The 25501-nt window shown below is 44.9% G+C and carries 26 protein-coding genes; all 26 read right to left on the reverse strand.

Annotated elements, in window-relative coordinates; genetic code table 11:
* Nucleotides 1-130: 130 nt before the first annotated feature.
* Nucleotides 131-793: a ribulose-phosphate 3-epimerase gene (locus NFS35_RS14130; protein ID WP_251207768.1), complete on the reverse strand. Its 663-nt coding sequence runs from the start codon at nt 791-793 to the stop codon at nt 131-133.
* A gap of 105 nt (nt 794-898) precedes the next feature.
* The gene (locus tag NFS35_RS14135; RefSeq protein WP_251207769.1) at nt 899-1654 is read right to left on the reverse strand and encodes a nucleotidyltransferase family protein; all 756 of its coding nucleotides are present in this window, start codon (nt 1652-1654) and stop codon (nt 899-901) included.
* A gap of 153 nt (nt 1655-1807) precedes the next feature.
* A complete protein-coding gene (locus tag NFS35_RS14140; RefSeq protein ID WP_251207770.1) occupies nt 1808-2806 on the reverse strand; it encodes a hypothetical protein in 999 nt (332 codons plus the stop codon).
* 393 nt (nt 2807-3199) lie between these two features.
* Complete coding sequence (locus NFS35_RS14145; protein WP_251207771.1) at nt 3200-3862, reverse strand: ribulose-phosphate 3-epimerase; 663 nt, start codon at nt 3860-3862, stop codon at nt 3200-3202.
* 339 nt (nt 3863-4201) lie between these two features.
* Nucleotides 4202-5275: a DUF4422 domain-containing protein gene (locus NFS35_RS14150; RefSeq protein ID WP_251207772.1), complete on the reverse strand. Its 1074-nt coding sequence runs from the start codon at nt 5273-5275 to the stop codon at nt 4202-4204.
* A 27-nt stretch (nt 5276-5302) separates the two neighbouring features.
* The gene (locus NFS35_RS14155; RefSeq protein WP_251207773.1) at nt 5303-6412 is read right to left on the reverse strand and encodes a glycosyltransferase; all 1110 of its coding nucleotides are present in this window, start codon (nt 6410-6412) and stop codon (nt 5303-5305) included.
* Between the two features lie 10 nt (nt 6413-6422).
* The gene (locus NFS35_RS14160; protein ID WP_251207774.1) at nt 6423-7505 is read right to left on the reverse strand and encodes a glycosyltransferase family 4 protein; all 1083 of its coding nucleotides are present in this window, start codon (nt 7503-7505) and stop codon (nt 6423-6425) included.
* Nucleotides 7506-7529: 24 nt separating this feature from the next.
* Entirely contained in the window at nt 7530-8048 is a 519-nt protein-coding gene (locus NFS35_RS14165; protein WP_251207775.1) for a hypothetical protein, read from the reverse strand.
* 10 nt (nt 8049-8058) lie between these two features.
* Nucleotides 8059-9054, reverse strand: a complete 996-nt coding sequence (locus NFS35_RS14170; protein ID WP_251207776.1) for an FkbM family methyltransferase — start codon at nt 9052-9054, stop codon at nt 8059-8061.
* 71 nt (nt 9055-9125) lie between these two features.
* The gene (locus NFS35_RS14175) at nt 9126-10064 is read right to left on the reverse strand and encodes an NAD-dependent epimerase/dehydratase family protein (RefSeq protein ID WP_251207777.1); all 939 of its coding nucleotides are present in this window, start codon (nt 10062-10064) and stop codon (nt 9126-9128) included.
* Nucleotides 10061-11350, reverse strand: a complete 1290-nt coding sequence (locus tag NFS35_RS14180; RefSeq protein WP_251207778.1) for a glycosyltransferase family 8 protein — start codon at nt 11348-11350, stop codon at nt 10061-10063. The genes NFS35_RS14175 and NFS35_RS14180 overlap by 4 nt, the downstream gene beginning before the upstream one ends.
* Entirely contained in the window at nt 11347-12216 is an 870-nt protein-coding gene (locus NFS35_RS14185; protein WP_251207779.1) for an alpha-1,2-fucosyltransferase, read from the reverse strand. Before NFS35_RS14185 ends, NFS35_RS14180 begins: the two co-directional genes overlap by 4 nt.
* Nucleotides 12217-12324: 108 nt before the next feature.
* Nucleotides 12325-13491 (reverse strand): hypothetical protein, encoded by a 1167-nt coding sequence (locus NFS35_RS14190; protein ID WP_251207780.1) that lies wholly within the window; start codon nt 13489-13491, stop codon nt 12325-12327.
* A 13-nt stretch (nt 13492-13504) separates the two neighbouring features.
* Nucleotides 13505-13981: a hypothetical protein gene (locus tag NFS35_RS14195; protein WP_251207781.1), complete on the reverse strand. Its 477-nt coding sequence runs from the start codon at nt 13979-13981 to the stop codon at nt 13505-13507.
* A 42-nt stretch (nt 13982-14023) separates the two neighbouring features.
* Entirely contained in the window at nt 14024-15202 is a 1179-nt protein-coding gene (locus tag NFS35_RS14200) for a glycosyltransferase family 4 protein (RefSeq protein ID WP_251207782.1), read from the reverse strand.
* A 42-nt stretch (nt 15203-15244) separates the two neighbouring features.
* On the reverse strand, nt 15245-16306 hold the full coding sequence (locus tag NFS35_RS14205) for an NAD-dependent epimerase/dehydratase family protein (protein WP_275564688.1): 1062 nt from the start codon (nt 16304-16306) through the stop codon (nt 15245-15247).
* A gap of 268 nt (nt 16307-16574) precedes the next feature.
* Nucleotides 16575-16781: a methyltransferase domain-containing protein gene (locus NFS35_RS14210; RefSeq protein ID WP_251207783.1), complete on the reverse strand. Its 207-nt coding sequence runs from the start codon at nt 16779-16781 to the stop codon at nt 16575-16577.
* Nucleotides 16765-18483, reverse strand: coding sequence for an asparagine synthase (glutamine-hydrolyzing) (gene asnB, locus NFS35_RS14215; protein ID WP_251207784.1), 1719 nt, complete (start codon nt 18481-18483; stop codon nt 16765-16767). The genes NFS35_RS14210 and asnB (NFS35_RS14215) overlap by 17 nt, the downstream gene beginning before the upstream one ends.
* Before the next feature lie 43 nt (nt 18484-18526).
* Complete coding sequence (locus tag NFS35_RS14220) at nt 18527-19246, reverse strand: FkbM family methyltransferase (protein ID WP_251207785.1); 720 nt, start codon at nt 19244-19246, stop codon at nt 18527-18529.
* A complete protein-coding gene (locus NFS35_RS14225) occupies nt 19222-20445 on the reverse strand; it encodes a glycosyltransferase (protein WP_251207786.1) in 1224 nt (407 codons plus the stop codon). The genes NFS35_RS14220 and NFS35_RS14225 overlap by 25 nt, the downstream gene beginning before the upstream one ends.
* Nucleotides 20446-20469: 24 nt before the next feature.
* Nucleotides 20470-20874: a hypothetical protein gene (locus NFS35_RS14230; protein ID WP_251207787.1), complete on the reverse strand. Its 405-nt coding sequence runs from the start codon at nt 20872-20874 to the stop codon at nt 20470-20472.
* 13 nt (nt 20875-20887) lie between these two features.
* Nucleotides 20888-22678 carry an asparagine synthase (glutamine-hydrolyzing) gene (asnB, locus tag NFS35_RS14235; RefSeq protein WP_251207788.1) on the reverse strand — a complete coding sequence of 597 codons (1791 nt, stop codon included), beginning with the start codon at nt 22676-22678 and terminating at the stop codon, nt 20888-20890.
* A gap of 79 nt (nt 22679-22757) precedes the next feature.
* A complete protein-coding gene (locus NFS35_RS14240) occupies nt 22758-23654 on the reverse strand; it encodes an alpha-1,2-fucosyltransferase (RefSeq protein WP_251207789.1) in 897 nt (298 codons plus the stop codon).
* Complete coding sequence (locus tag NFS35_RS14245; RefSeq protein ID WP_251207837.1) at nt 23651-23926, reverse strand: hypothetical protein; 276 nt, start codon at nt 23924-23926, stop codon at nt 23651-23653. Before NFS35_RS14245 ends, NFS35_RS14240 begins: the two co-directional genes overlap by 4 nt.
* Nucleotides 23878-24450, reverse strand: coding sequence for an FkbM family methyltransferase (locus NFS35_RS14250; RefSeq protein WP_251207790.1), 573 nt, complete (start codon nt 24448-24450; stop codon nt 23878-23880). Before NFS35_RS14250 ends, NFS35_RS14245 begins: the two co-directional genes overlap by 49 nt.
* A gap of 50 nt (nt 24451-24500) precedes the next feature.
* Nucleotides 24501-25496, reverse strand: a complete 996-nt coding sequence (locus NFS35_RS14255) for a DUF268 domain-containing protein (RefSeq protein ID WP_251207791.1) — start codon at nt 25494-25496, stop codon at nt 24501-24503.
* Between the last annotated feature and the right edge of the window lie 5 nt (nt 25497-25501).

Raw genomic sequence — 25501 nt, forward strand, 5'->3', positions numbered from 1 at the left:
GGCATGTTTGCTGCGGTTAGGTGTTTCTTTTTGGTTGTTTCTTTTTGGGTCTTTGTTTTCGGGTCTTTGTTTTCTTTTTTGGGATTTCCTTTATGGGACTTCTATTGTCCCTCTTTTGGATATGGAGGATTTAAAATTTCAGCGCCCTTATGTCCGCCAGGGTCTCTCCATAGGGCTTGTCTTTTCCGAAGAGGAGCGTGGTGCCAAGGACGAAGCCCTTCACGCCCTTGGGGGCGTATTCTATAATCTTGTCCGCGCTGCAGGCGCCGTCCCAGTAGAGTTCGAAGTCCATGTCGTCTTTCAGGGAGAGGAGCTTGGTGATTTTCTTGCCCACGTAGGGCAGGTACATCTGGCCTGCGTTGCCGGGGTTCACGGACATGACCAGGACTTTTTTGACGATGCGCAGCATCTCCATGACGGTCTCCACGGAGGTGCCGGGGTTGATGGCGATGCCGGGAATCATTCCGGCGTTGATGATGGCCTGGAGGGTGGTGGAGGGGTGGTACTCCGCCTCCGGGTGGATGTAGACCGTGTCGCCCTTCCGCAGATGCTCCAGGAAGATGCCGATGCGGTTGTTGGGGTGCTCTATCACCAGGTGCACGTCCAGGGGCTTCGCCGTGGCGGAGGCTATGTAGCGCATGTCGTTCAAGGACATGGCGAAGTTGGGGACGTAGCGGCCGTCCATGATGTCTATGTGGAAGGAGTCGATGCCGGCTTCTTCCAGGTTTTTTACTTCTTGCTCCAGATGGCCGTAGTCGGCGCACATCATGGAGGCTGTAAGTTCAAATTTCATGTTTATACCTCATAGCTTTGTATAGATTTTGATTTTATAAAAATGATATACATCTTCATGTTTCCCTTTTAATCTGCGGCATCTTAAATTCATCCCTGTTCAGATTCACCGCCACGGCCATGTCTCCATGTCTTCCCAATGATTGGAGGAGATATCCAGCGTCGCTCCCTGCTCCGATATGTCCAGGCGGAAGTCTTTCAGATTGAACCTGTCATAATTCCCCACAATCGAATAATAGAGCTTCGCCCAGTCATACCGGACATCCCCATAAAAACTGCTGAACGGTGTATCCTGTAACTTGCTCTTGTCTGTGAACAGGAAAAAGCCTGCGACGCCGTTTTCACAGGATGGCTCCTCTTTGAATCCTCCGTCCCTATAAGACCAACGACAGGGAAATGCAGCGGATATTCCTATGTAATCATTCTGCGGGCATTTCATGACATCTGCTTTTGTAGAAACGTCCGCACATGGCGCTTGCTTATCGGAATCCTCTGTCGGCACTTCCCTGTCCTCATACTCTTTGGGCAGCCGGAACTCTTCTGGCAGAATCAGATCCGACCATATCAGCATGAAAGGCTGCCTGTCCGGAATCAGCGAAAGGGCCTGCCTGATTCCCGCACAGGTTCCTGTCCCTTCCGCATCCACGATCTGGTATTTCACATCCGCAAAGGCCGCCAAGTATTCGCGGAGCACTTCCTTCTGATAATCTGCAATAATGATGAAACGTCTGTCCGGATACTTCCGGAACAGATGGAACAGCATGGGCAGATTCTCTACCGGAAGCAATGCTTTCGGCTTGTTCTGTGTCAGATGCCCCAGTCTTGTGCCTTTCCCTCCGGCCTGAACTATGATGTATTCCACGGTTTTTCCTCCCTTAAAAAATACAGAAATTATTTCCGGCAACGAAAAAATCCTGATATAAGTTTTCTGCTTACGCATTCCATACTTATATCAGGACTTTCATGCAATATTCCATTAGACGCCCATGCCCTTATAGCCGGCGCTTCTGCCAGGTCATTCCTCCTGGGCGAATTTCTCATAGTACATCTGCGCCCGCTCTTTGGACAATTCGAAATGCCGCTGCAGCTTCTCGATGATGCGCTCCGCCGGAGTGCGCTCTTCCAGATTGTCTCTGATCATCGCACGTATCCCATCTTCCCTTCCATCTTCCCAGACACACTGCCCTAAGCTGAACATACCGTTCGTCTCCTTCCATAACTCCTCGTTCGCCGAAAAATCGATATACTCTGAAACCGTATCCATGAAATCTTCCTCATGGGGATACATAATGGCATTCAGGAACCGCAGAAGCCAGTCCCCTTCGCTTCCCTCATCCCTATTATACACCTTATCGCCCAATCTGATAATGACCAACTTTATCAAATCGTAATCTTTCTTATTGACCGTACAGTCCCCTATGTTCTTCGTATTGGCGATTCCATAGAAAGACACGCTGTACTGCTCCGGCTTCGGTATATCGTCCCTACAGATCCAGATGCTGTAGCATTTCTCCAATCCTCCATAGTCTGTCTGCTCCGTCACCAAGGAAAACTGCGCAGACAGGCTCCTGGCCAGGTAGTACAGCCCCCGCTTCTCGATGGGGTAACCGGGCCTGTAGGTCTTCTGGGGCTCGATGTCTATGTGCAGGTCAACCCGCATGCTGTCGCCCGGCAGCATTCCCTCTTCGGAAAGCACCGGATTCTTCGCCCGGAACAGCAAGTCGAAGAAAGACACTTTCTCGTTCAGCTGCGCGAACTCCGCATTGTCGCCCCGCAACTGGGCGTTGGTCCGGCCGGCCGATACCTCCTTCGCCTCTTCCATGGAATCGTCCTCGATGAAGCCCATGATTTCTTCCATGCTGTATCCTTCATATTCCTCTACCGTGCCTTTCAGGATGATTGAAACCACTTCTTTCCTGTGCAGCAATGCTTTGCACTCTGCATCCAGTCCTGTCGTATCTGCCGTAAGCTGCATGGCGCTGAGCGTACCCATGCTCCCCTGCATCCTGTCCATTTGACGCCTTTCTTTTCAGATTTGGTTCTCCCTGTGGATGAATGATTGATGGTTCTGTTGATTTCCGGAAATCGCCAGCTGATATTTGGATATCAAGATTTGCTGTAGAATTTCTACGCTTTTTATAATAGATATATCTGGGTTCTATTATACGTTATGGGCAAGGGGCTGTCAAGCTGGGATTTCAACAGTAACCTCGGGTCATGTGTCCGGGCTTGTATCAGGATTTTGGGGGCAGTATTGGTTTTGATGCTTTTATCGGCGGCATGTTTGCTGCGGTTAGGCGCTTCTTTTTGGTTGTTTCTTTTTGGGTTCTCAATTTTGAATCTTTGATTTCCTTTTTGGGATTTCTTTTATAGGATTTCTATTATCCCTCTTTTGGATATGGAGGATTTAAAACTTCAGCGCCCTAATGTCCGCCAGGGTCTCTCCATAGGGCTTGTCCTTTCCGAAGAGGAGCGTGGTGCCAAGGACGAAGCCCTTCACGCCCTTGGGGGCGTATTCTATAATCTTGTCCGCGCTGCAGGCGCCGTCCCAGTAGAGCTCGAAGTCCATGTCCTCCTTCAGGGAGAGGAGCTTGGTGAATTTCTTGCCCACGTAGGGCAGGTACATCTGGCCTGCGTTGCCAGGGTTCACGGACATGACCAGGACTTTTTTGACGATGCGCAGCATCTCCATGACGGTCTCTACGGAGGTGCCGGGGTTGATGGCGATGCCGGGTATCATTCCGGCGTTGATGATGGCCTGGAGGGTGGTGGAGGGGTGGTATTCCGCCTCCGGGTGGATGTAGACTGTGTCGCCTTTCCGCAGATGCTCCAGGAAGATGCCGATGCGGTTGTTGGGGTGCTCTATCATCAGGTGCACGTCCAGAGGCTTTGACGTGGCGGAGGCGATGTAGCGCATGTCGTTCAAGGACATGGCGAAGTTGGGGACGTAGCGGCCGTCCATGATGTCGATGTGGAAGGAGTCGATGCCGGCTTCTTCTAAGCTTTTTACTTCCCGCTCCAGGTGGCCGTAGTCGGCGCACATCATGGAGGCTGTCAACTCGAACTGCATAAATCTCTCCTTTTCGAAGATATGAGGAACCGTCTACAGATAACCGTTATTACTACTGCAACTTTATAGCAGTTTTTATTATTTTCCGACAATTCCTAATCAATCTTGTGCCTTGATATCTGCTCCTTGGTAAGCCCTGCCTGCCGAAAATACCCGGAAGCTTAGCATTTATCAGGGCTCATGGGCTCTAATAAGCCGGAAAGCCACGGAACTATATACACTATCCCTTTGGCTTGTCTCATATGCTTGCCTGGTATGTATTTCATCCTCTCAAGCCCAGCCCTTCCGGCTCTCCTCATCCCGGCTGGAAGAAGCGGCGACGTCCCGTGCCCCCGGCTTTCAGTCCAGGAAATTCTTGTCTGAGTATACCATGTTATATCTATCCCTGTTCTTCTCAAAGAAAAAGGAAATCAGGCGCTCCGAAAGGAAGCCGGGATAACGGTTCCCATAGCTGTCATCCTTAGTTCCACTATGCCCCGCTACCGCGAACAGGATAGGAAAAAGCCATCCACATAGCTCGTCCAGCACTTCCCTGCGCATAATGAACATATTACAGGGCGAATACAGATTCGTCCTGAAGAAATCCTCTGCCTCCTGCGCTTCCTTTCCATCCCGTCCTTTCAAGTACGCCATCATATAATCCCAGTCCTCAGGATCATGGCGCTTCCTGAAATTATCTCTAAGATTAGGAACCACATGCAGCGGAACCGGCAGGATGACATCCACTCCGTTTACCATCATCCGCTCCAGCCAGTCCGGCGGCAGAATAAAATGCCTGCGGTAATGCACCAACCCCACAATATCCTCTTTGGCATTCTTCCAAATCCAGTAAAGGGCTGTCAGTTCGCAGAACTGTCGGTTTCTGACAGAAATATTATCTCCTGTATCATCTGTCAAAATTCCAGAGGCAATTCTCTCTTCCGTCAGGGCCGCTCCTACCTGTATTTCTTTTTCATAAGGAGCCAATATGTATTTACTATGCAGACGACAATCCGATATCGCCCTTGCTACATATATGGCGGCTTCTATTTCCGCCAATCCCCCTAATCGGTCAATCTTTGGAAACTCAAGCCCTTTTGCAGAAAAGTACTTTTGCAGATAGTTGTTTCGAAGGTCTTTATCCAGTTCATATGTCACAGGAATGACCGTCCTGACCCCCATTCCCTCCAATTTTCTTCGGATACCTTCGTGGTAGATTCCTCGTGTTGCTATGTATACCGGATATTCTGTGTGGATATATGTCTCTGTATCCCACTTGATAACCGCCGTATCCCCTATCTGTTCAGGGTTCTTATCCATATCGTCATACAAAAAGGCCTCTATAGACACATCCTGATACAGATATTCCAGGTATGCCGCCAATGTCTGCGCCCTGGAATGGGCACCAAAAATATATATCTTTCTCTCACTCATGCTTTTGCCGATTTCCCACTCATTGAATCAATTTCCATCATATAGCTCTGTCAATTTGCCAGCCGCTGTCCTTAAATCATATCCCTGTTCCTGCAGCTTCCTGCCATATAGCTCCCTCGCGTCATTTGCCTCAATATCTGTCAGGGCTTTCTGCCATATGCCTTCTTCCAAAGGCAATAACATCGCCTGATCCGTCAACAAGATTTCTTCTGATACGGCATCTGATATCAGGCATTTTAATCCAGCTGCCTGTGCCTCGATTGCAGAGATTGGCAGACCTTCGAATCTGGAGGGCAGACAGAACACATCCATTGCTTGCAGGTATTCTTCCACGTCTTCCTGCCATCCCATAAATAACACCTCTGCTTCCATATGAAGTTCCTTGGCCAATTCCTTTAGCTGAAGTTCCGCTATGCCTTCCCCCATCAATATAAGGAACAGTTTTGCATTCTGCTGACGCGCTGCTGAAAATGTTCTAATCAGAAATTCCTGATTCTTCTGGTAACAATAGCGTCCGACATTCCCGATTATAATCCTATCATCCAGTCCCAGCTCCCTGCGTTTTTTTAGTCTGATTTCTGGCCGAAAACGATATCGCTCTACGTCAATGGCATTCGGCAATATGTGGATTTTTTCTCTAGGTATCTGTGCGCCAAAAAGCCAGTCCCCTGCCAGTCGCGAGCAGGCGCACACATCCGTCGCATACCGTAAAGTGAACCTCTCTTTATATTTTTCATGCTCCGCCAATCTTTCTGCCCGCTCCAAGTTGTCTGTCACGTCAATCCCTGTGCTATGCGAATGTACAATGACCTTCTTTATCCCCATGTCCATAGCAATTTCCTCAATGGAAAAGCCCCTCCATGAACTTGTATGAAGATGAATCACGTCATACCCTTCCTTTAATGTACTTTTGATTTCCCTTTCCAAGGCGCTTTTGTTTTCCCTCTCTGTATGTTTCAAACTATGAACCGGAAAACGATACTCTCCATACTCCTTTGTCTGCTTTAGCTCTTCTGCAACCTTCGTCAAAAAAGCAAACTGGTACTCCTCCTGATTAATATATCCCATATGATTAAAAATATATCTATATACCCCATTCTTGATTTCAGGCGGAGTCATATGCAATATCCTTTTCATCTCAATCCCTCTATTTTAGAAATCGTCGATAAATATCCAAAGTTTCACGGGCCGCCCGCTCATAGGAGAACAACGCCGCCTGTTTTGACGCCAGCGCCTCCAGCCCACATCTGTATTCAACATCATTTATTACATGTGTTATCGCAGCTTCGATGGAATCTGCATCATGGGGATTACAATATTCCACCGCATTGCCGCCTACCTCTGGCATGGACGTAGTATCAGAACAGATAACTGCTTTTCCTACAGACAAAGCTTCCAATATAGGCAGACCAAACCCCTCATAGAAAGAGACATAAAGAAACGCAATCGCCCTTCGGTACAGCCATACAAGCTGCGCATCGGTCACAAATCCCGTGAAAACAATGTATTTTTCCGCATCCTTATGCTTCTCCAAAATCTCGCGAATCACCTCATATCGGCGTACAGGCCCTGTGAGAACCAACTTCAGATTGCTATCCGGATGATGCTGTCTGTACCGCAGAAAGCCCTCCACCAGTCCTGTCTGGTTTTTATGCGGCCCCACACCGGACACAGACAAAAGAAAGTCTTCCCTCTCCAGCCCTGCGACCGCCTCTCCCACTGCCGTCTCCGCAAAAAGCTTCGGAGGAAACAATCCATTATAGACCACCTTTATTTTTTCTTCAGGAATTCCATAATATTCCACAATATCCCGCTTTGTGTACTCTGAAACGGCTATGATGATATCCGCTTCTGCCGCCCCCTGTCGAATAGCTTCATTATAATAGCCATACTGGCTGCCGTACCATTCCGGAAAAAGCAGCGGAATCAAGTCATGAATCGTCAATATCTTTCCGCATGGGATACGGCTGCCGACATGGAACGGCCTGTAATGGGAATGTATGATATCCAATGGATTGGCCTTCAATAAGTAATTGAGAGATAGCACCCTGTCCGTCGCCGGTACAAAGGGAATACTGTCCAGGGGCAGGGAAAACCAGTCCGTCCTTCCAATAAAGCTGTATTGGTTTTCCTGATCCAGTTTTAGCAGCTCTGTGAGCGTCCCAAGGGTCACCCTGTTAATTCCCGTGATATTCTTTTCCTTGTTTTGCGATAGAATCCCAATCTTCATCTGCCCCTATCCCTTCCTGCCGTATTACATGTAATCAATCATTTTATTAATCTCATTATAGATTCTGATTCCCTGGCAATATAGATGTATATTATGATACTCATATAAATCCTCACCAATCGTACTGCAGAAAACACGTACATCGCCCTGTTGCTGCAGCAATGCGGCGATTTCCATAAAATTTTCATCCCGCATATTTACCGGCTGCTCACTAAAATAAAAGAAGCCTTCCGGTTGGGAGAGCCGCACCTCATCCCCCAATTCCTTCAACACCTCCACTGTATATTTCCCTTTCCAAGCAATAGACGGGCATGCTTCATACCATTGCTTCAACACGGGCACCATGGAAGGTTGGGCGATGAAAACAATCTGCATTCCCGGACTTTCCTTCAAAAGACTGTCCACGCATCTCTTTAGCCTCACCTCTTCATTGACAGCTACCATAAGAAGGCTCTTGCATTCTGAAATGCTTTTATAATCTGTCTCTGTCACACAGGATTCAATTATCCTGCACAATTCATCATATCCATACAGATTTTCCATATCCTCAACCTCATTTCACTGCATATAACATCTGAATCCCACTCGCTTCACCCAGCAGGAACAACTTATAGCCATGCTTTCTGAGCATACCTGTCAGTGGAGCGGAATCCCCATGAACTTCCATCATGACAGCATCTATTCTGCTAAAGCAGGAAGCGGCTTCCAATGATTCGAAAATCTTGAATTCCGATCCCTCAACATCACATTTCAATACCACATTTTTACCATGATTCTCCTTCAATATATCTCCAATGACCTTCCCTGCCTCTCTGCAAACAATCTCCGTCTGCTCCTTGTCCTTATCCTGTGAAAAGATATTGCGCCATCCTGTCTGTTCATACGGAACCGCTACCCTCATCGCGCCCTCTACATCCAATAGCGCTATATTATATGCCTCAATCTTATCTCTGATGGGCTGTTCATTCCTCGCAAAATTCTCTATAGCCTGTTCGTAAGTGTCTGGAAACGGCTCGAATCCATAAACCTTGCTTACCTCTGGTTTCTGCGCAAAATACAGGGAGGCTGCTCCGATGTTCATCCCCATATCGATGACGATATAATCCGAGAACGGCAGTATCGCACGATATGCTCCCTTTACAAATATCTCTACAATAATGTCGAAGTCTGTGATATAACGCTCCTTTATCCGGATTCCATCAATTGATGAAATCACCCCCCCGTCTTCTGCCGCCACATATTCCCAACTTCCGGGAAAGACTATCCTGTTCAAAAACAGTATCTTATCAGGGGCAACATCATTTTCAATTAATGTATAAAAAATCCTATTTCCCACTGCGTAATCTGTACAGATATACACTTTGTCATAATCTACTTTATGTAATTCCCACGGAAGCAATACAGGCTTCCCTTCAAATAGCTTTCCTGTAGCTGATGTTGCTGACTCCACAAAGCTGTCTGCATAAGCAATTATCTCTATATCTGATGGCAATTTGTCCCTATGCTGTCTGTAATAACCACCTCTGCCATAAATAACTGCCTTTTCCATTTTCCTACTTCCCTTCACTGTTTATCCCTCCGGAAATGTTGTTTCATTCCCTATCCCGTTGCGCTAATATCTTATTTCCCTATTCTGTTAAGTTCCCCATAGTATTTCATAGTTCTTCTGATACCCTCCTCTAATGTTACCTGAATCAATTGCCCTATGTTTTCCTCATATCTGCTTATATCCAGTATATTAATGGGTACATCCGCTTTTCTCCCCTTTTCAAACCGAACATTCAATGTCCTTCCTAATATCCTTTCTATTACGCAAATTATCTCATTTACACTTGTCCCAATTCCAGAACCCACATTAAATATTTTATATTCCCCATCATACTTGGTAATATTTTTTATGGCACTTATAGCATCGTCAATATATATGTAGTCTCTGACTATTTTTCCATCCCCATATACACATATCTCTTCATCCCTCAAAGCCCGATACAAAAAAGAAGCAATAACTCCCTGAACCCCATCAGGACGCTGATACCTTCCATATGGATTTGCCAACCTGATAATTCTGTAGTCCATTCCATAAGTATAGTAGTATAAATATAATAACTTCTCTATCGCTATCTTTTGCATACCATAGGCGGAAATTGGCATCGTTATAACGCCTTCATGAAAGGGAACCTGCTTGCTTAAGCCGTATACAGTCCCCCCCGATGAAAGAAAAACTATCTTCCCCACCTTATTTTCAGCACATGCCTCTAAAAGCTGTGCCGTTACCATGACATTATCCCTGATGCCATCCGAAACTTTTTTCATTGATGTATTGGGCAAAGTAGTGCTTATTAAATGGTAGACGATGTCCATCCCTTTGGTCAGATTATTGAAATCTGTTTCTGGAGAAAAGTGACCAAAAATCATATGGCAATTTTTCTCTTGAGCCAGGAGCTGCCCCTGTAAGCTATTTCTATCAAACAAATATAGCTCATGCTCCATATTGCCAATAAGGTTTTCAACCAAATTCCTTCCAATAAATCCAGCGGCGCCTAGGATTAATATTCTCATCCACCCGTCCTCAATACCTTTTCCTTCTCTTCAAGCTCTTGATATCTGTCATCGACTGCTTCATAATAAGCCTCACTTTTATCTACATATCTGATAATTCTGTCAATGCCTATTCCCATATCCTCCAATTGTTTTTTAATTTCTCTATGGTAGTTTTGACTTGTTATTATCCATAGCCCACAGGGATAGTTCTCATTTGCCCCTTCTATGGACAGAACTTCCTTTTGTTTATATATCTTACCCTGTTTCTTCCTGTCATTATCACAAAAGCATCCTATCTTATTGGCTTCCCTCCACAAAAGCGCATCTGCCACATTCTTTCCAATATCGGAAAAGCCAACGATAATGATATCTTTATATTGCCTAATCTTTTCCAGTAAATATGACCAGTCACTTTGAACAGATAGACTTTTAGCTGCATCATACATTGCCACATAGTCGCTCTCCGCTAAAGCCTCCCTTGCCGCATTCCACCATATCTCACTTCTATTCACTCTGACATATTCCCATGGCTTAAATCGACCCGAAAAGTGGATAATCATTTCATTCTCATTCAAATCATGGAGTTCACCCTCGCTGTATCCACCCTCTTTTAACTTCCCCTCTCTTCCAAAAAATTCCGCAAAAAAATTGTACTTTATATTTAACAGTTTTATCTTTCCGTAGCAGCACTTATTGAGGATATCATTATCCATACTCGGATATCCCTCACCGATATATGAGAGAAACTTTAAGTACAGATTGTCTTCTCTCATTTTTTTAAGATTCCACACCAATACGCCAGCATTCACGTATTTATCCATCGTTGGAAGATTGATGATTTTCTGATGTTCCAGAAACCTTTCTAACCTGCACTTTATTCCGCAATCGGGTACACCGGCAATATAACTTCCCTCTAAATCTGTTTGAAAAAGCTCAGAAATATCAGTCCTGACTATAATGTCCCCATCCAGGAAAACACATTTTTCTGCCTCTATCACTTCTGTCATAATAAGTCTATAATAAGATGCCATCGTATAAAAGGAAGTGAGCTTTGATTTCTCAAAGATGCTTCTTTCCACCTCTATAAAATGTATTGAAATATTGTCAAATAAATATTCCATCTCAAGCAGCTTGTTTCTGCTGACAGGCGAAAGTGCTCCGTCACACAGGACATGAATTCTATATTCGTATTCAGCGGCGGAAGCCTTTGCCATAGACCATATCGTAACCCGTGTCTGCAAAATATAGTTCTCATCTGTTGTCATCACGATGTCTATCTTATCAAGATTTGATTTACTTTTCACAGTTTCTTCCACCCCTCCTCATACAGCCTTCCTCCAAACCACTTTCTAGGTGCTATTACAATCTTTTCCGGATTTGCATTCAGCCAAGCTCCCCAATAACTGAATGTGCTTTCTGCGATAATATTGTGCCTACACTTTGACATAATTGCCAGTTCTTCGTAATCTGTACATCCTTCTTCGTTCACCCAATAAATGTTTTCTCTAAAACGGTATCTTGCTTTCGCCATATGCAAATCATCTGTAAAGATAAGAAAACATGGATTCTCAATTTTCTCTTTTATACATTGTATTGCCCTGTCATAGTATTCCTGTCGGCATATTGCTATCGGATTCCGTAAGTAATCTGTAAGCCTAATATGGATGGAAACTGTATTATCATCTCGCAGTATTTTCTTTAAATCATTCGATATGCGCACTTCTCTCTTCAGCTTAAGTTCTCTCAGCAAGCCTTCTCTGTAACCACTATAATACTTTCTGTTCATGCAATGCGCATTTACATAGGTGAACGCCCTTGGTTCCATGATGTCTTGGAGACAGTCCGTTATTCTATCTGCATCTTCTACTATTCCCCATCTACCGATTCTCTGTTTCAATAAACCATACTGAGGAACATATATTTTCCTTGTATTTTCAAGACATCTTAAACTGAATATTTTTCGTGTGTCAATGTGCTTCATGGATATCGAAAAATGTTGGATTCCCACTTCTCTTTTTACAATATCTTTCTTTTCAAAGGGAAAATCCCCCCTGTTGCAATGACGCAGGTCAAGGCAGACCGTATGCCCTGTCCTCTGCCGCAATGCATAGGCATACGCATATTGGAACATCTGGTTTCCCAGCCCTTCCCAAATACGAACAACCACCATGTCTCTATTCCTTTCTGAACTTATACCCTCAAAAATAGTCCAAGTCCATTCTCCCTAAACACCCTTCACACAGATGAGAGGATTCTGCAAAATAAGAAATAAACGATACTACTCACATCTTCCCAGAGCCGAAACATCAAACACATCAGCAAGTTCACTCTTTGAAATTTCATCCATAAGGTATTCTTTAATATCACTTTTTTCCGTTGACAGTAAAACTGTATATTTTTCTTTTGCCTTTGCCAGCTCCGCTATTGAAATAATGCCCTCCTCCGTTGCACAGAGATGATTATCCACAACCGCCATTTCCCGAATACCAAAAATCTCATTCAAGACGCTTTTAACAAGCCTACCCTTTTCTCCATACGGGCACACTACCAAGTTCTGCTTCCTGCCCTCTCTCTTTATCAATCTGCCTATCGCCAAAACAGCCTCCGCAAATCCCAGCTTTCCCGATGCTCCTTGGGCCATATGTAAAACATCAAAAAAGAAGTCATCTTTTTGTATTACCTGAGATTTATATTTTTCTGATAGGTCTATCAGCCGTCCGTTATCCATTGTCAGAATATACTTGTAGCATTCTGCCGCGACAGTCACTCCATGGACATCCCCATCAAAGGCAAATGGATAAATACCTTCTTCTACCGCGTCCTTAGCCAGGACAATCTGTTCCTCATCCTGTTTGCAATATGCCGGATAGAAATAAAATACCCCCCCAGATTTTTTTAGCAAATGCTCCGTTCCATACCATTTGTTGTAATCAGAGTCTCTTTTATATAGCTGTAACATAGGTTCTTCATTTATTCTATTCCAACAAGAAAACTGCCCCGAAAAACTAAAAATCCTTTCTGCACCAATTTCTTTTCCTACAAGCACAGCCATATAGCCTCCAGCTGAATTGCCGCAAGTGACAATATGCTCTCCTTGGGTCAGGTGACGCATCAATTCAATCAATTTTGTAACAGAATTGACTTTATGATTGATTCCTTTTACATACCACTGTTTATATATATCCCTTATAAAAATGATTTTCGAAAAGCATCTTTGTATCAATGGAGACTTCGCAACATTTTCCCATTCATATCTGTCTTTTTTGCAGATGGTATCATAAAACGTTTCCGTTTCATCAGGAAAGTATAGACCGTTTCCAGAGAAGAATAAAATAGCATTTCCTGACTGAGAGCAAGTTGTAATAACCTTATAATTCTGTTCTTCATACATCTTTTCAACTAAAGAATTGCCATTCCATGGAAAGGGATATATCTTTTCTGCCACTTCTTCCCCCCGCCTACATCTCATACAGAATATTTTCCAATGAAACAACAGGGCAGTCCAGCTTCCTGCCAAGCTGCTCCTCCACTTCGTCAAAATAGGTGATGGCTGTGACCACGACCGCATCTACATCTCCCAGTTCCGATTCCAATGGAAGGACATCCACATCCGCGTAGATAGAGCCAGCGCTCCTGTCGATGGCATAGGCCACCTGCACCCCTGTGCCCTTGAGCTCATCCAGCAATGTTTCCCCTGCATAGCTCATTCCATAAATGGCAATCTTTCTATATCCGTTCGCTTCAAAATACGATGCCAGATGCTTCCCTTCCTGCTTCACCTTCACCCATTGGTTCATCATCAAAAACAGAGCCAGATGCTTGTCCGACATCATCTGTAGCTTCTCGCCCTTCTCCGATGCCGTCTTTCCTACTGCCGCCGCTCCCACTGCAGCCCCTGCTAACGCCGACAGTACTGAAATAATCCCTTTTTTCATTGACGACTCCTTTCGCCTGCATAGCCTTTTCCGTTTCCGGCCTCAATCCCTCTGCTGTAGTTTTATCACGCGTGTATATATCTTTTCCATTTTTTTGGAGTAGCTCTCTAAGTCCAATCCCTCTATCTTTTTCCTTGCCCTTATGGACACAAGCTCTTTTTGTCCCGGCTCCATCCTCAGGACTCTGTCCACACATCTGCATAGCTGTCCCGGATTGTTTCTTTCCACAAGGTATCCGTTCACGCCATCCTGGATGAACTGCTCCAGGCTGCTGCCGTCCGTTCCAATCACAATCTTCCCCAGCGACATCGCCTCGGCACATGCATTGGGGAAATTGTCCGCCAACGAAGGCATCAATATCAACTCCGCACCATCAATTACAGGCAGCAACCTCTCCTTAGGCAACAAACCCAGAAAGACCACCCTACTGCCATGCTCTCCTGCCGCCTCCATTAGCTCGTCAGAGACCAGAACCCCCTCATGCCGATTTATCCCACCTGCAAAGACAATATGTATTTCCCGATATCTGTCCAATATTTCGTGCAGCATATCCCTGATGACATATATCCCCTTATCTACTGTCATGCGTCCAAAGAACAGAAGATACCTCTTTGATTCCAATCTGCTCCGGAGGATACTGTCGTCCCATTTCGTCTCTTCCTGACGGAAGGGGGTCTCCATCACGACCACAGCCCTCTGAATGTCCTTCTCCAGTCCTGCTGCCGTAATCCTGCTGGGCGCGAACACGAAGTTCATCCTTTTTGCAGCCAGGTATTCCACCGCTTCCAGCAGGAACCTTTTCCCGGTAGAAAAGTTATTGGACAACTGTACTTTTGTATAGGACGACATACGCATCACTGCCGGTATGCCACATGGATGCAGCAGCCCTACCCCGAACCAGCCCGTATACTGCACGATATCAATCGCTTTCTCACAGTCCAGTTTTTGGACGTATCTCCTCACTGCCAACTCCCGCTTTAGGATATCTATCAGCATAGCCCCTGCGGCCTTCTCTTCTATCCCCTGGCCAACACGGACAGATATCACGTCCAATCCCTGATATCTCCATCGGCGCTCACGGCCTGCACATGCCAGAATCCTCACACTGTGCCCTCGTTGCTGCATCCCCAGTGCGCTTTTATAGACAGCACCAGGCATTCCGCCTAACGCCGTATCCCTTTCATCATTTGCAAATAGACCAGTTACAAATAAGATGTTCATGCCCTGTCAGATTCTCCTGTCCGAAACATTCCCTTGCTTAAGTCACCTATAATAATCCGAGTACCACTCCACGAACCGTTTCAGCCCTTCCTGCAAACCGGTTTTCGGCCTGAAGCCGAAATCCCTCTCTGTCTCCGATATGTCGGCATATGTGCTTTCCACATCCCCGGGCTGCATCCCCACCAGCCTCATCTGAGAGCCCAAATCGAACCCGGCCCCCAACAGGCCGGCGCGTTCAAGCTCCCCGCACAGCAGATGGACAAAATCCAGCAGTTTCACCGGGGAATGGTTCCCTATGTTGTACACTTTATACCTCACTGAATCTTCATCTTCCCGGGGGGCGCGCTCCATTGCTGACCTTATTCCCGCCACAACGTCATCTATATAGGTGAAGTCCCTTCTACAGTTGCCGTAATTATAGACTTGTATCGTCTTTCCGGAGGTAAGCCTGTTGGAGAAATCAAAATATGCCATATCCGGCCTCCCTGCAGGGCCATACACCGTGAAGAACCGGAGCCCCGTCATCGGTATCCCGTATAGTTTTGCATAGGAATATGCCAGTAGCTCGTCCGCCTTTTTCGTAGCTGCGTACAACGAGACCGGACAATCCGTCCTGTCACTTGTGGAATAAGGTATGGATTTGCTGTTCCCGTACACAGAAGAAGAGCTCGCGAACAAAAAATGCTCCACTCCCCCATCCCCGCTGCTGTGCCTGCAGGCCTCCAGCATGTTGAAGAAGCCTGTTATATTCGATTCAATATATGTACCAGGGTTTTCTATGCTGTGCCTCACCCCGGCCTGTGCCGCCAGATTGACTGCTACAGTTGGCTTATATTTTCTGAATGCTTCCCTGACTAAGTCCTGCTCAGCGATACTCCCCCTGATGAACGTGAACCTGCTCCCCCGCCCTGCGGCGGACTGCACGAGCCCTAGCCTGTGCTCCTTCAAAGCAACATCGTAATAGTCGTTCATGTTGTCGATGCCCACGATGTGCACACCTTTTGTCTCCCGCAGCAGTTCCACCGCAAGGGCTGCGCCGATGAAGCCGGCACACCCCGTAATCAGAATCGTTTTTCCGTCCAGCGACATGTCCTTTTCCAACATATAAGAGTCCTTTCCCAGTAAGCCGCTGTCTGTCCACAGAAGATAATGGTATGAACGGATGCAGACTCACGCTTTATTTATATGCAACGATAATGCACCTGTTTTCATCGGAAGCTTTCCCGCCTATTTCGCAGATTGCCTCAAATAGCTGAGGGCTGACTTCCCGTCCGATTTCAGGATAGTGTTTCGGCCATACCTCCTGCACGTTCTGTACGGAATGTACAAAATACCCGGCGGCTTTGAAAAGATTTCCAAGGGTCAGGCAGTTCTATGTATAGAGGTGGTTATTGGGTTCGCTCCTGACATATTCCGTGCTGCAGGATTCGTTCGGAACATGGAACACTGCTTTGCCATTTTCCTTCAGCTTGTTTCTCAGCTCCCTCAGCGCCCCAAGCGGGTTCTCGACATGTTCCAGGGTATGTGTGGAAATGATGACGTCCGCGTATCCGTCCGGAACATCACATATCCTCTTCACGCCATATATCCCTCCAAACTGTACGCAAGAGTTTTTCCCTTGCAGTGTCCCCTGCCCCCAAATAATCCGTTGGCATGTTGAACCCCTGTTTTTTCCTATAGGCAATCCCTCTCCCCAATTCCTCCTGATATGCTTTCTTCAGCAGGCCTTTCAACAGTCCACACGGACACCTGTCTTCCTGGGACAGTCCAAATGCAAATTCGATAATCTCCCTGTCCAGCAGCGGCACCCTCGTCTCCAGGGAAACGGCCATACTGGCTCTGTCGACTTTAGTCAGTACCGAACCTGGCAGATATGTCTTGAAGTCCAGGTACTGCCCTCTGGTGATTGCAGGAAGGTCCTTCACATAATATTTTCTCATATGCCAGAATCTGTCATAGTCTTTCGGTATGCCAAGCTTTTTCCTCAATGCGCGGTCGCCGCTCGACAGCGGCTCCCCATAAGAGCTCAGCAGACAGCTTAAATCATCCATGAAAACAGTTTCCCAGCCTGTGAAAGCCCTTCTACGGTTCAGATGCTGGAATATGCCGGATACCAACAAATTGTCAATGCCATTCTTTTCTCTTTCCTGAAGCATGGTATATCTTGGATATCCCCCGAAAACCTCATCTCCCCCGTCTCCTGTCAATACCACATCCACCTTCTCTTTTGCCAGAGACGACACAAGATACGTCGGGAAAGCAGAAACATCCGCGAACGGCTCATCATACCACTCGCGTATCTTGCCAACAAGCATGGTGCAGTCTTTTCTTTGGAAAACCCTTTGGTTCATCGTCAGGCCATATTTATCCACCAGACTCTGCGCATACCTCAGTTCATCATATCTCCTGTCCGCAAATCCCATGGAAAACGTTTCTATCTTCGGATTCTGCAGACTGCTCTCATAGGTGACAATACTCGAATCAATCCCTCCGCTCAGGAAGGTTCCGACTGGCACATCCGCTGTCATGTGCCTCCTAACAGACATTCTGATAAGGTTTCTGAGTTCTTCTACCAGTTCATCTGCCTTTTTCCGCTTTCCCTCGGCACCGCTTACCCTCAGCTTCCAATAGGCTTCCCTTACAGATATCTTCTTTTTCCTCAGACTATACACCAGACGGTGAGCTGGTTCGAGCTTGAATATGTTCTTATAGACAGTTTTTGGTTCAGGTATGTATGAATAATTCAGGTAGTCATAAATAGCAGTATCATCCTTCTGCAGCTTCATATCCGTACAGAGATGGATGATTCCCTTCATCTCTGACGCAAACGCAAAATCACTTTCCAGGCAATAGTAATACAGTGGTTTAATGCCTGCTCTGTCACGGTAGAGCTTTATCGTCTCATCGCGGAAGTCATATATGGCCAATGCAAACATTCCATCTATCCTGTCGATAAATCTGTCTCCCCAGGCAAGATACGCATTCAAAATGACCTCTGTATCCGATTCCGAACGGAATCGAAACCTCATCTTTTCCAATTCCGCTTTCAGTCCCTGATAACCGTAAATTTCACCATTATAGACAATCCCCACGCGCCCATCTTCGGAAAACATCGGCTGCATGCCGTTTTCAGACAAATCCATAATTGCAAGACGCGCAAATGCCAAAGTAAAACCAGGTCTTTCAACAATCCTGATGCCGTCTGGCCCTCTGTGCTGCATATGCGCGATTCCTGCCCCATAATCCCAACCTGTGTTGTTTCCGCCTAAAATGCCACACATGAATCCATTTCCTCCGTCATCGCCACCGCAAGAATAAAGAAACTTATCCTGCCACTTTTTGGGCATAAATCAGCCCCATTCCATTTTCTTTCTCAAAAAAGAAATAAGAATACCCCAATCCGTCAATGAAATCTGTAATCTTCTTAAATCCTTCATAATGCCATTCCAGCATAATCACTTTGAATCTCCCTAAAATCCCGGCCGCATTCAGTTCCTCTATGATGCTGTATTCCTCTCCCTCACAATCCATCTTCAGAATATAGTTATGATTCGGATATTGATTCATTGCATTTCCCAAAACTTGCGATGCCATTTTTACTTCTATTTCTTCCAATCTGTTGTTGTCTGCATGCGCCAGCCCCAATGCATCGTAATATGCATAGGCTTGTTCCCACATATCCATGTTGGTACTCTGTCCACAGGTCATTCCTTCATTAAAGATGATTTTCCTTTTTTCCTCTTGTTTGCTCAAGCCATATTGGCAGATTTCATACCGCCCCTTTTCACCACACTTCCCCAGATTCTCAACCGCCAGCTGGAATGTCTCTCGAAAGGGTTCATATCCATATACTTTTTCGACATTTTTATTTTCCAGAAAAAACAAAGTAGCGTCCCCGATATTCATGCCAACATCAAAAACGATATCCTTTCTGGTGTTGCTTATATAATAGCGATAAATCTTTCCAACCAGTACTTCATATGCGTTATAAAACTGGTCAGCACTTGCTATGCACAGAGTTACCCCCCCAAAGTGATTTCCCATCTTCCATCCCCTTTGACAAAAACATTTTTTATCACATTCTGATATATCCCATAATACTGACATCCCAATTCTATTTTTTCTATCGCGATTCCATATTTTCCTACAAGCTCTTTGCATACCTTCATGCATTCGTTAATATCCTGAATCATTATCAGAATCTTGCTGATATCGCCAATCCTTCCTATTTCTTTAGCCTTAAAAATCTTCTTTCCTGCATAATAACCCGTCTTCAAGTTATCAATAAAACATTCTATAAAGTAATTCTCATTGATGCTCTTTTCATTGCTGATAAAGAAATTCCCCAATCCATATACTATGATTTTTTCCTTGTCCTCGCTGTAGCTGGTGACTGCTGTATAGCTCCCGAAGAGCCCTGCGAATGCCTTTTTTACCTCTTCTGTGAGCTCTATCTTATCAACAAGCTTATAAGAATCCTTTACAAGATTATCCTGTTCAACATCATAGCTGTCCGTAATCCCACAATGAACTCCCGAGCCGTCCATTCCTATATTCCGGATTAGCGATTTATACGGATTAATACATAAGGCATTTTTTTCTATAGCCTTCATCACCCAGAACAGTCCCCAAGAATCCGTCATCCCCGTAACGTTCCCTATTACTGTCTGCTCTATGTCATTCCCCCACGTTGCAAGCCTTTCTGAACTTTCCCTATCCATTTTCAATTTTTTGTACAATGAATAGTCCTTTTCATATTGGCACCATCTGTCCCTCCATGTCCCCCAGCCCCAGGATGAGGTTCTCCCACAGAAATATATGTCGCTTTCAGCATCACCCAATTCTATCGGCCAGCTATACCCGCTCACCGAAAAGACTCTTTTTTCCGTTTCGTATCTTTCAAAGCACTGCGTCATAAAACGGATAAAATTAGGAGCAGCCACGCAATCGTCTTCCAGCACAATGACCGCGTCGTTCTCTCTGAAAGCATACTCAATCCCCGACACGATAGACTCTGCCAGCCCCTTATTGTATCCTGACACGATGACCTCTTTTTCACACCAGTCAATCTCATGAACCAGACTATTGACTTTTTGCCATTCCTCAGCATCCTCGTCCTGCCTGACCCCGTCCTGAAAAACAATCAGCTTCTCCGGCAATACCGTATTATTCTTTAACGATTCAATCACCTGTCCTGTATGCCTGCTCCTGTTATATGTAAATAATAATGTAGCTATCTTCATTTACTGCAATACCTCCTCAAAAGCTTAGCAACATGCATCATAAATCAATTCCTGCAAAGATATGGTACGCAGAATCCCTTCTTTGTGCAGCTCTCCAAGTATCTCCTCATAATATCCCATAGCTGTGATTACGACACACATATCTTCCGATTCTATTTTTTTAATATCACGTATTGATACCAATGGAATTCCGCAATAAAAGTCTCCTTTTGAGCTAATCTTCTTGTCTGAGATTCCTAAAATCTCGATGATGCCTGCTTCATTTTCGCACTGTTCCAACAACCGCAGGGCAAACTCCGAGGCTCCATATAAAACTATCTTTTTAATTCCCCTTGTCCTCAAGTGCTGCGGAATGGATATGCCTTTATTTTGTAGTCGAATCCATTTATTCGCCAATTCAAACTTCTCCAAATTGATATCTGAACTCATCTTACCTCACCTTTTACAATCCCATTGCCTTTTTCCAGAGATAGGGAACCAAGGAAACCCAGATACTTTCCCCATCTGTATAGGATGCCTGCTCCAGTTTATAAAATTCGCTGACTTTGATGCATGTATCCAAAGAGTTCAACAGTCCACACTCAAGAAAATCCCTGGAATGAACCGTATCCAGAACAAATTCCTTCATTTCCCCTTGCAGCCATTCTGTCATGGGAGAATTGAACCCGACTTTTGGTTTTTTATACATGACTCTTCTGTCCATGAAAGGCGCTGCCATATCTCTGACAATCTTTTTCGTATATCCGCCATTTGTTTTTGACTGCATCGGAACTGAAAACGCAAAGCAGACAATCCGATAATCCATAAAAGGCATCCTGATTTCAAGGCCATTCCCCATGCTGTACCTGTCGTAGCATCTTAAAAGTGTCGGCAGAACCTCTCTATGTGTCTGCCTGTACAGCCTCCTGTTGAAGACTCCAATCTTATCTTCATTCCTGTCCTCTGTCATGTCCGCCGCATTTCTCAGGGCTTCCACCCTCTCCCGCAACTGCTGGAAGGTAACCCTGTGTTCCGCCAATGCCATATTATTAAAGGTCTTCAAAACCTCCCTGCATGCCTCATCATCCTCTCTCACTTCCAGCGCGGCGTAAAAAAGATCTGAACCATACCCTCCAAACAATTCATCCGCCCCATGTCCATCTATCGTGACTTTTATCCCCTCCTTTACAATGCTCCCATATGTCTGCATAAAAGGAATAGGGCTGGTTATATAGGGATCTTCACATATATACATATATCCAAATAAATCTGATGGAGAAATCGCTGCATTGACCATCACTTTTTGAATCTCTACTCCAATATGTTCAGCCGCCATTTCTGCGTATCGAGTCTCATCAAGAACTGTATCCGGCATACTTGCCACAAAAGCATGCTGCCAGTCTTTATTAATATAAGAAGCTTTATTCTGGGAGAGATACCTCATCGCACCGGCTACCGCGCTGGAATCAACCCCCCCACTCAGAGCCGTTCCAATTGGCACATCACTTCTCATCCGGATTTTACATGCATCCAGAAAAAAATCTCTAAGTATTCCAACCTGCTCGTCATATTCGTCCGGCACTTCCATAAGATGCTCTAAAGTATTCCACCATCTTTCTGTATACAGCTGCCCACTTCTGTAACTGCCACAGTGCCCGGCCAGGATTTTTTTGATGTCTCTGATACAGCAGTTTTCGGTGGCTTCATATGTAAAATAATCCTTTTTTTCGAATATACGATAATTTATCTTCCTCTCATTCATAATCGGGAAGAAAGCCTTCATCTCTGATGCGAAATAGAAATTGCCGTCCTGTTCGAAATAGTAGAAGGGCTTTACCCCAAACCGATCCCTGCTGAAAAAACATTCCTTTTTCAGATTGTCCCAAATCGCAACGCTCCACATTCCGTTGCATTTATATTGGAAGTCCATCCCCCAGGCTATATATGCATATAAGATGACCTCCGTATCGCTGTCTGTTCTGAACCGATAGCCTTTTGCTTCCAGCTCCCTCCTCAGCTCAAGGAAATTGTAGACCTCACCATTATATACAATCCAATACCTGCCTGTTGAATCGGCCATAGGTTGGTTGGCAGATTCTGATATATCCATAATAGACAACCTGGCATGGGCAAGGGTTATCCCTTCCAGTTCTTTCACAACTACAGCATCCGGCCCTCTATGAGATATGCTTTTGATACATTTCTTTGCATTCTCTTCAGATATTCTGCCGATACAACCAAATATTCCACACATTTTCTCTCTTCTCCAATTCCTTACCCTCAAGCCATACAGTTTCATTGAAGTGCAGCATAAATCAATCTGTTGCTCAATATCAAGGCTTCATTATTATCCATGCCTTATCATATAAATAGAAAGGAATAGACTCATCACCATACCATTTCCCTGGTGCAACTACAATCTTATTTTTGTTTTTGCTCAGTCTCTGTGCCCACCAGGAAAATGTACTATTCGAGATAACAAAATGCTTGCACAAACTCATTTTAACCAGGCATTTACTTGCTGCTTTTTCATTCTCATAGACAACCGGATATGCAAATTGAAACTCCTTCTTAATAGTCTCTATATCATCCGAAAAAATATGGAAAACAGGATTTTTTACTATACTGGCAATATACTCTATAGCACTATAGTAATATTCTTTTGTGCATACTTCATAATCATCATTATTCACATAATCACCTAATCTAATATGTACACAAATATGTTCCCCATATATAATATCTTTCTCCCACAGCTTCATATCAACACTCACATTCTTCAGTTTTACCTGAATATTCTGTCTAAATCGTGGATGTTGAAAATATCCATACAAAAAAATATCTTTCCTTTTTATAAGATTTAGCGGAAGCCGTGTATCCCCTATCACCGTTCCACCACAAATATAAATTCCCTGTTTAGCTAATATAGACTTATAAAAATTATTCAGATTCCTATTGTCATCTCCGCTACTTGGTGTAATTCTTTGTCTGTAAGCATCTATCTTTTTTTTGGCGATCCTATACTTCATTTTCTGTTTGTCTTTTTCTGATGCGATTCTAATACCGGAAAACCTGAATTTATTGAGCTCATATCTTCTATCCCCAAATCCCTTATAAAAGTCAGTATCAATGATAATATCATCATTCTCTCGTAATTTTGATAATGTCCTCGCCGCAGCATACTGAAAGAGCTGATTTCCCAAACCACCCTCCAAAAATAAGACTATCATCTTCCATTCTTCTTTCTATCTTGAGCCTGCTCAGGATTTTTATGTGCAAAAAAGTAATTGGTATTACAAAAACACTCCAACCGTTCTGTGTAATTCGTTATTTCCCAAAGACCATCCTTTAAAATCCGATAGGCAGAATAATCTTCATGCAGCAAGTTCCAAAAGTCTCTAAAATATGTTCGTGAGTCGATATTGCAGCCGCCGAATTCAATCTGGATTGCCCCTATGCAGCCCTTTCCAAGGAGCTTCTGCCCCCCCGCAAAGCGTTCCATTCATTTCCTTCAATATCCAGCTTCAGGAAATCTATCTTCTCTATATGGTTCTTTTCGCAATAACCATCCAATGTCTCAATCTGCACCTTTTCGCTTTTTGAAAAATCTATCTTGAAATAATCCAATTGTCTTTTATATAGACTTGCCAGACCTGACGTCTCCATGTCATAGTATAGAACACCTTCCCCCCTTTCATCGCTTATGCCAAAATTGTTCAGGACAACATTGCCATTATCGCGCATATTGTCAGCCAATATGGAAAACGTCGCTCCTGCAGGCTCGAAGCAGTGAATCCTGGCATCCGGGAAGTAGCTGCCCAGCATCCTCGTATATTCTCCTGTGTTTGCCCCTACATCAAATATTGTTTCTACATTTCCCCTTTTGTCCAAAAAAGCGCATACGTTTTCTTCTCCACTGGAATGGATATTTCCCCCAAGCCCAATGTTCATTCCCAGCAATGCCGTTTTATACAATTCATACCACAGCCCATAGGTCTCCTTTTTTCCGTAAAATCTGTCATCCATACCGCCCCTCCTATTTTTTCCAAATTCTACGGCCAATCAGCCTGGCAACTCTATTCCGCAGTTTTCACAAATTCGAACAGCCCACAGCTATCTTCTTGTATATCCTGATAATCCTGTCCTCCGATTGGCTTTGCCGCCACTCCTTCCGGTTCCACGATTGCAATATCCCGCAATGCCATCCCTTCAAATAGCGACAGCACTGTCTGGACAGAAAATATCCTGTGGGCATTGAACAGCAGCCTGTCTGCTGGCCCTATGGGGACTCCGATATACAGATGCCCCCCTTTCCTCAAGACCCGCTGCATACTTTCCGCCGCTTTCCGATATGCATCCGGATCGATCTTGTCCCCATATCTGCCGAGGCCGAAATGCTCCATGGCATGAAGACACGACAGGCTTTCGATGGAGCCGTCTTCCATTCCGCTCAATATCGTGGCGTCGCCTTGCACGAAATGCAGACCCGGTATCTCATAGGGCAAGGGACGGATATCTATGTAATATACCTCACGGAACGTAAGCAAATGCGCTATGAAGCCATCCAGTCTTGAGCCGATGTCATAATGGCGTTCCGGGGCATTGCGGAATATCTTATTGCCCCCCCAAATATCCTGTGCAAAATAATGATGGCACGGAGTCCCTGCCTCCTTGTGCTTTTCATCCGCAATCAGGCATAAGGAGTCCTCCGCTATCACGAACCTGCTGTCTGTGGCAGCCAATCGGTACAGCTCCATGTCCCGGATCACCTCTTTGAAATCCGCACTGACGATGTCCTTTTCCAGGTAATCCAGATAGATGATACGGTCTTCCGGGAAACCTGCCTTCACCAGCTGCACTTTTATGGCATCCTGATATTTTCTGCTGCATACCAATATTTTCTCGAAATCCAGATTGCATATTGCATCCGCCGGAACATAGCATCCTTTCCAGAATTCTTCTTTGGGAACTACAAAACTATCCGTGCACGCAATGACATCAAATGCTTGCAAAATAGACCGCTTATTGCATTCAAAATCCTGCCCCAAACCAAACACGATAATCTTTTCCATCACAG

It is taken from the genome of Acetatifactor aquisgranensis (assembly GCF_943193215.1).
Lineage (GTDB): Bacteria > Bacillota > Clostridia > Lachnospirales > Lachnospiraceae > Acetatifactor > Acetatifactor aquisgranensis.

Coding starts and splice junctions, on each gene's coding strand:
- NFS35_RS14130 (WP_251207768.1), bottom strand. CDS start 793: ATGAAATTTGAACTTACAGCCTCCATGATGTGCGCCGACTACGGCCAT.
- NFS35_RS14140 (WP_251207770.1), bottom strand. CDS start 2,806: ATGGACAGGATGCAGGGGAGCATGGGTACGCTCAGCGCCATGCAGCTT.
- NFS35_RS14145 (WP_251207771.1), bottom strand. CDS start 3,862: ATGCAGTTCGAGTTGACAGCCTCCATGATGTGCGCCGACTACGGCCAC.
- NFS35_RS14150 (WP_251207772.1), bottom strand. CDS start 5,275: ATGAGTGAGAGAAAGATATATATTTTTGGTGCCCATTCCAGGGCGCAG.
- NFS35_RS14155 (WP_251207773.1), bottom strand. CDS start 6,412: ATGAAAAGGATATTGCATATGACTCCGCCTGAAATCAAGAATGGGGTA.
- NFS35_RS14160 (WP_251207774.1), bottom strand. CDS start 7,505: ATGAAGATTGGGATTCTATCGCAAAACAAGGAAAAGAATATCACGGGA.
- NFS35_RS14165 (WP_251207775.1), bottom strand. CDS start 8,048: ATGGAAAATCTGTATGGATATGATGAATTGTGCAGGATAATTGAATCC.
- NFS35_RS14170 (WP_251207776.1), bottom strand. CDS start 9,054: ATGGAAAAGGCAGTTATTTATGGCAGAGGTGGTTATTACAGACAGCAT.
- NFS35_RS14175 (WP_251207777.1), bottom strand. CDS start 10,064: ATGAGAATATTAATCCTAGGCGCCGCTGGATTTATTGGAAGGAATTTG.
- NFS35_RS14185 (WP_251207779.1), bottom strand. CDS start 12,216: ATGGTGGTTGTTCGTATTTGGGAAGGGCTGGGAAACCAGATGTTCCAA.
- NFS35_RS14195 (WP_251207781.1), bottom strand. CDS start 13,981: ATGAAAAAAGGGATTATTTCAGTACTGTCGGCGTTAGCAGGGGCTGCA.
- NFS35_RS14200 (WP_251207782.1), bottom strand. CDS start 15,202: ATGAACATCTTATTTGTAACTGGTCTATTTGCAAATGATGAAAGGGAT.
- NFS35_RS14205 (WP_275564688.1), bottom strand. CDS start 16,306: ATGTTGGAAAAGGACATGTCGCTGGACGGAAAAACGATTCTGATTACG.
- asnB (WP_251207784.1), bottom strand. CDS start 18,483: ATGTGTGGCATTTTAGGCGGAAACAACACAGGTTGGGATTATGGGGCA.
- NFS35_RS14220 (WP_251207785.1), bottom strand. CDS start 19,246: ATGGGAAATCACTTTGGGGGGGTAACTCTGTGCATAGCAAGTGCTGAC.
- NFS35_RS14225 (WP_251207786.1), bottom strand. CDS start 20,445: ATGAAGATAGCTACATTATTATTTACATATAACAGGAGCAGGCATACA.
- NFS35_RS14230 (WP_251207787.1), bottom strand. CDS start 20,874: ATGAGTTCAGATATCAATTTGGAGAAGTTTGAATTGGCGAATAAATGG.
- asnB (WP_251207788.1), bottom strand. CDS start 22,678: ATGTGTGGAATATTTGGTTGTATCGGCAGAATATCTGAAGAGAATGCA.
- NFS35_RS14240 (WP_251207789.1), bottom strand. CDS start 23,654: ATGATAGTCTTATTTTTGGAGGGTGGTTTGGGAAATCAGCTCTTTCAG.
- NFS35_RS14245 (WP_251207837.1), bottom strand. CDS start 23,926: ATGGAACGCTTTGCGGGGGGGCAGAAGCTCCTTGGAAAGGGCTGCATA.
- NFS35_RS14250 (WP_251207790.1), bottom strand. CDS start 24,450: ATGGATGACAGATTTTACGGAAAAAAGGAGACCTATGGGCTGTGGTAT.
- NFS35_RS14255 (WP_251207791.1), bottom strand. CDS start 25,496: ATGGAAAAGATTATCGTGTTTGGTTTGGGGCAGGATTTTGAATGCAAT.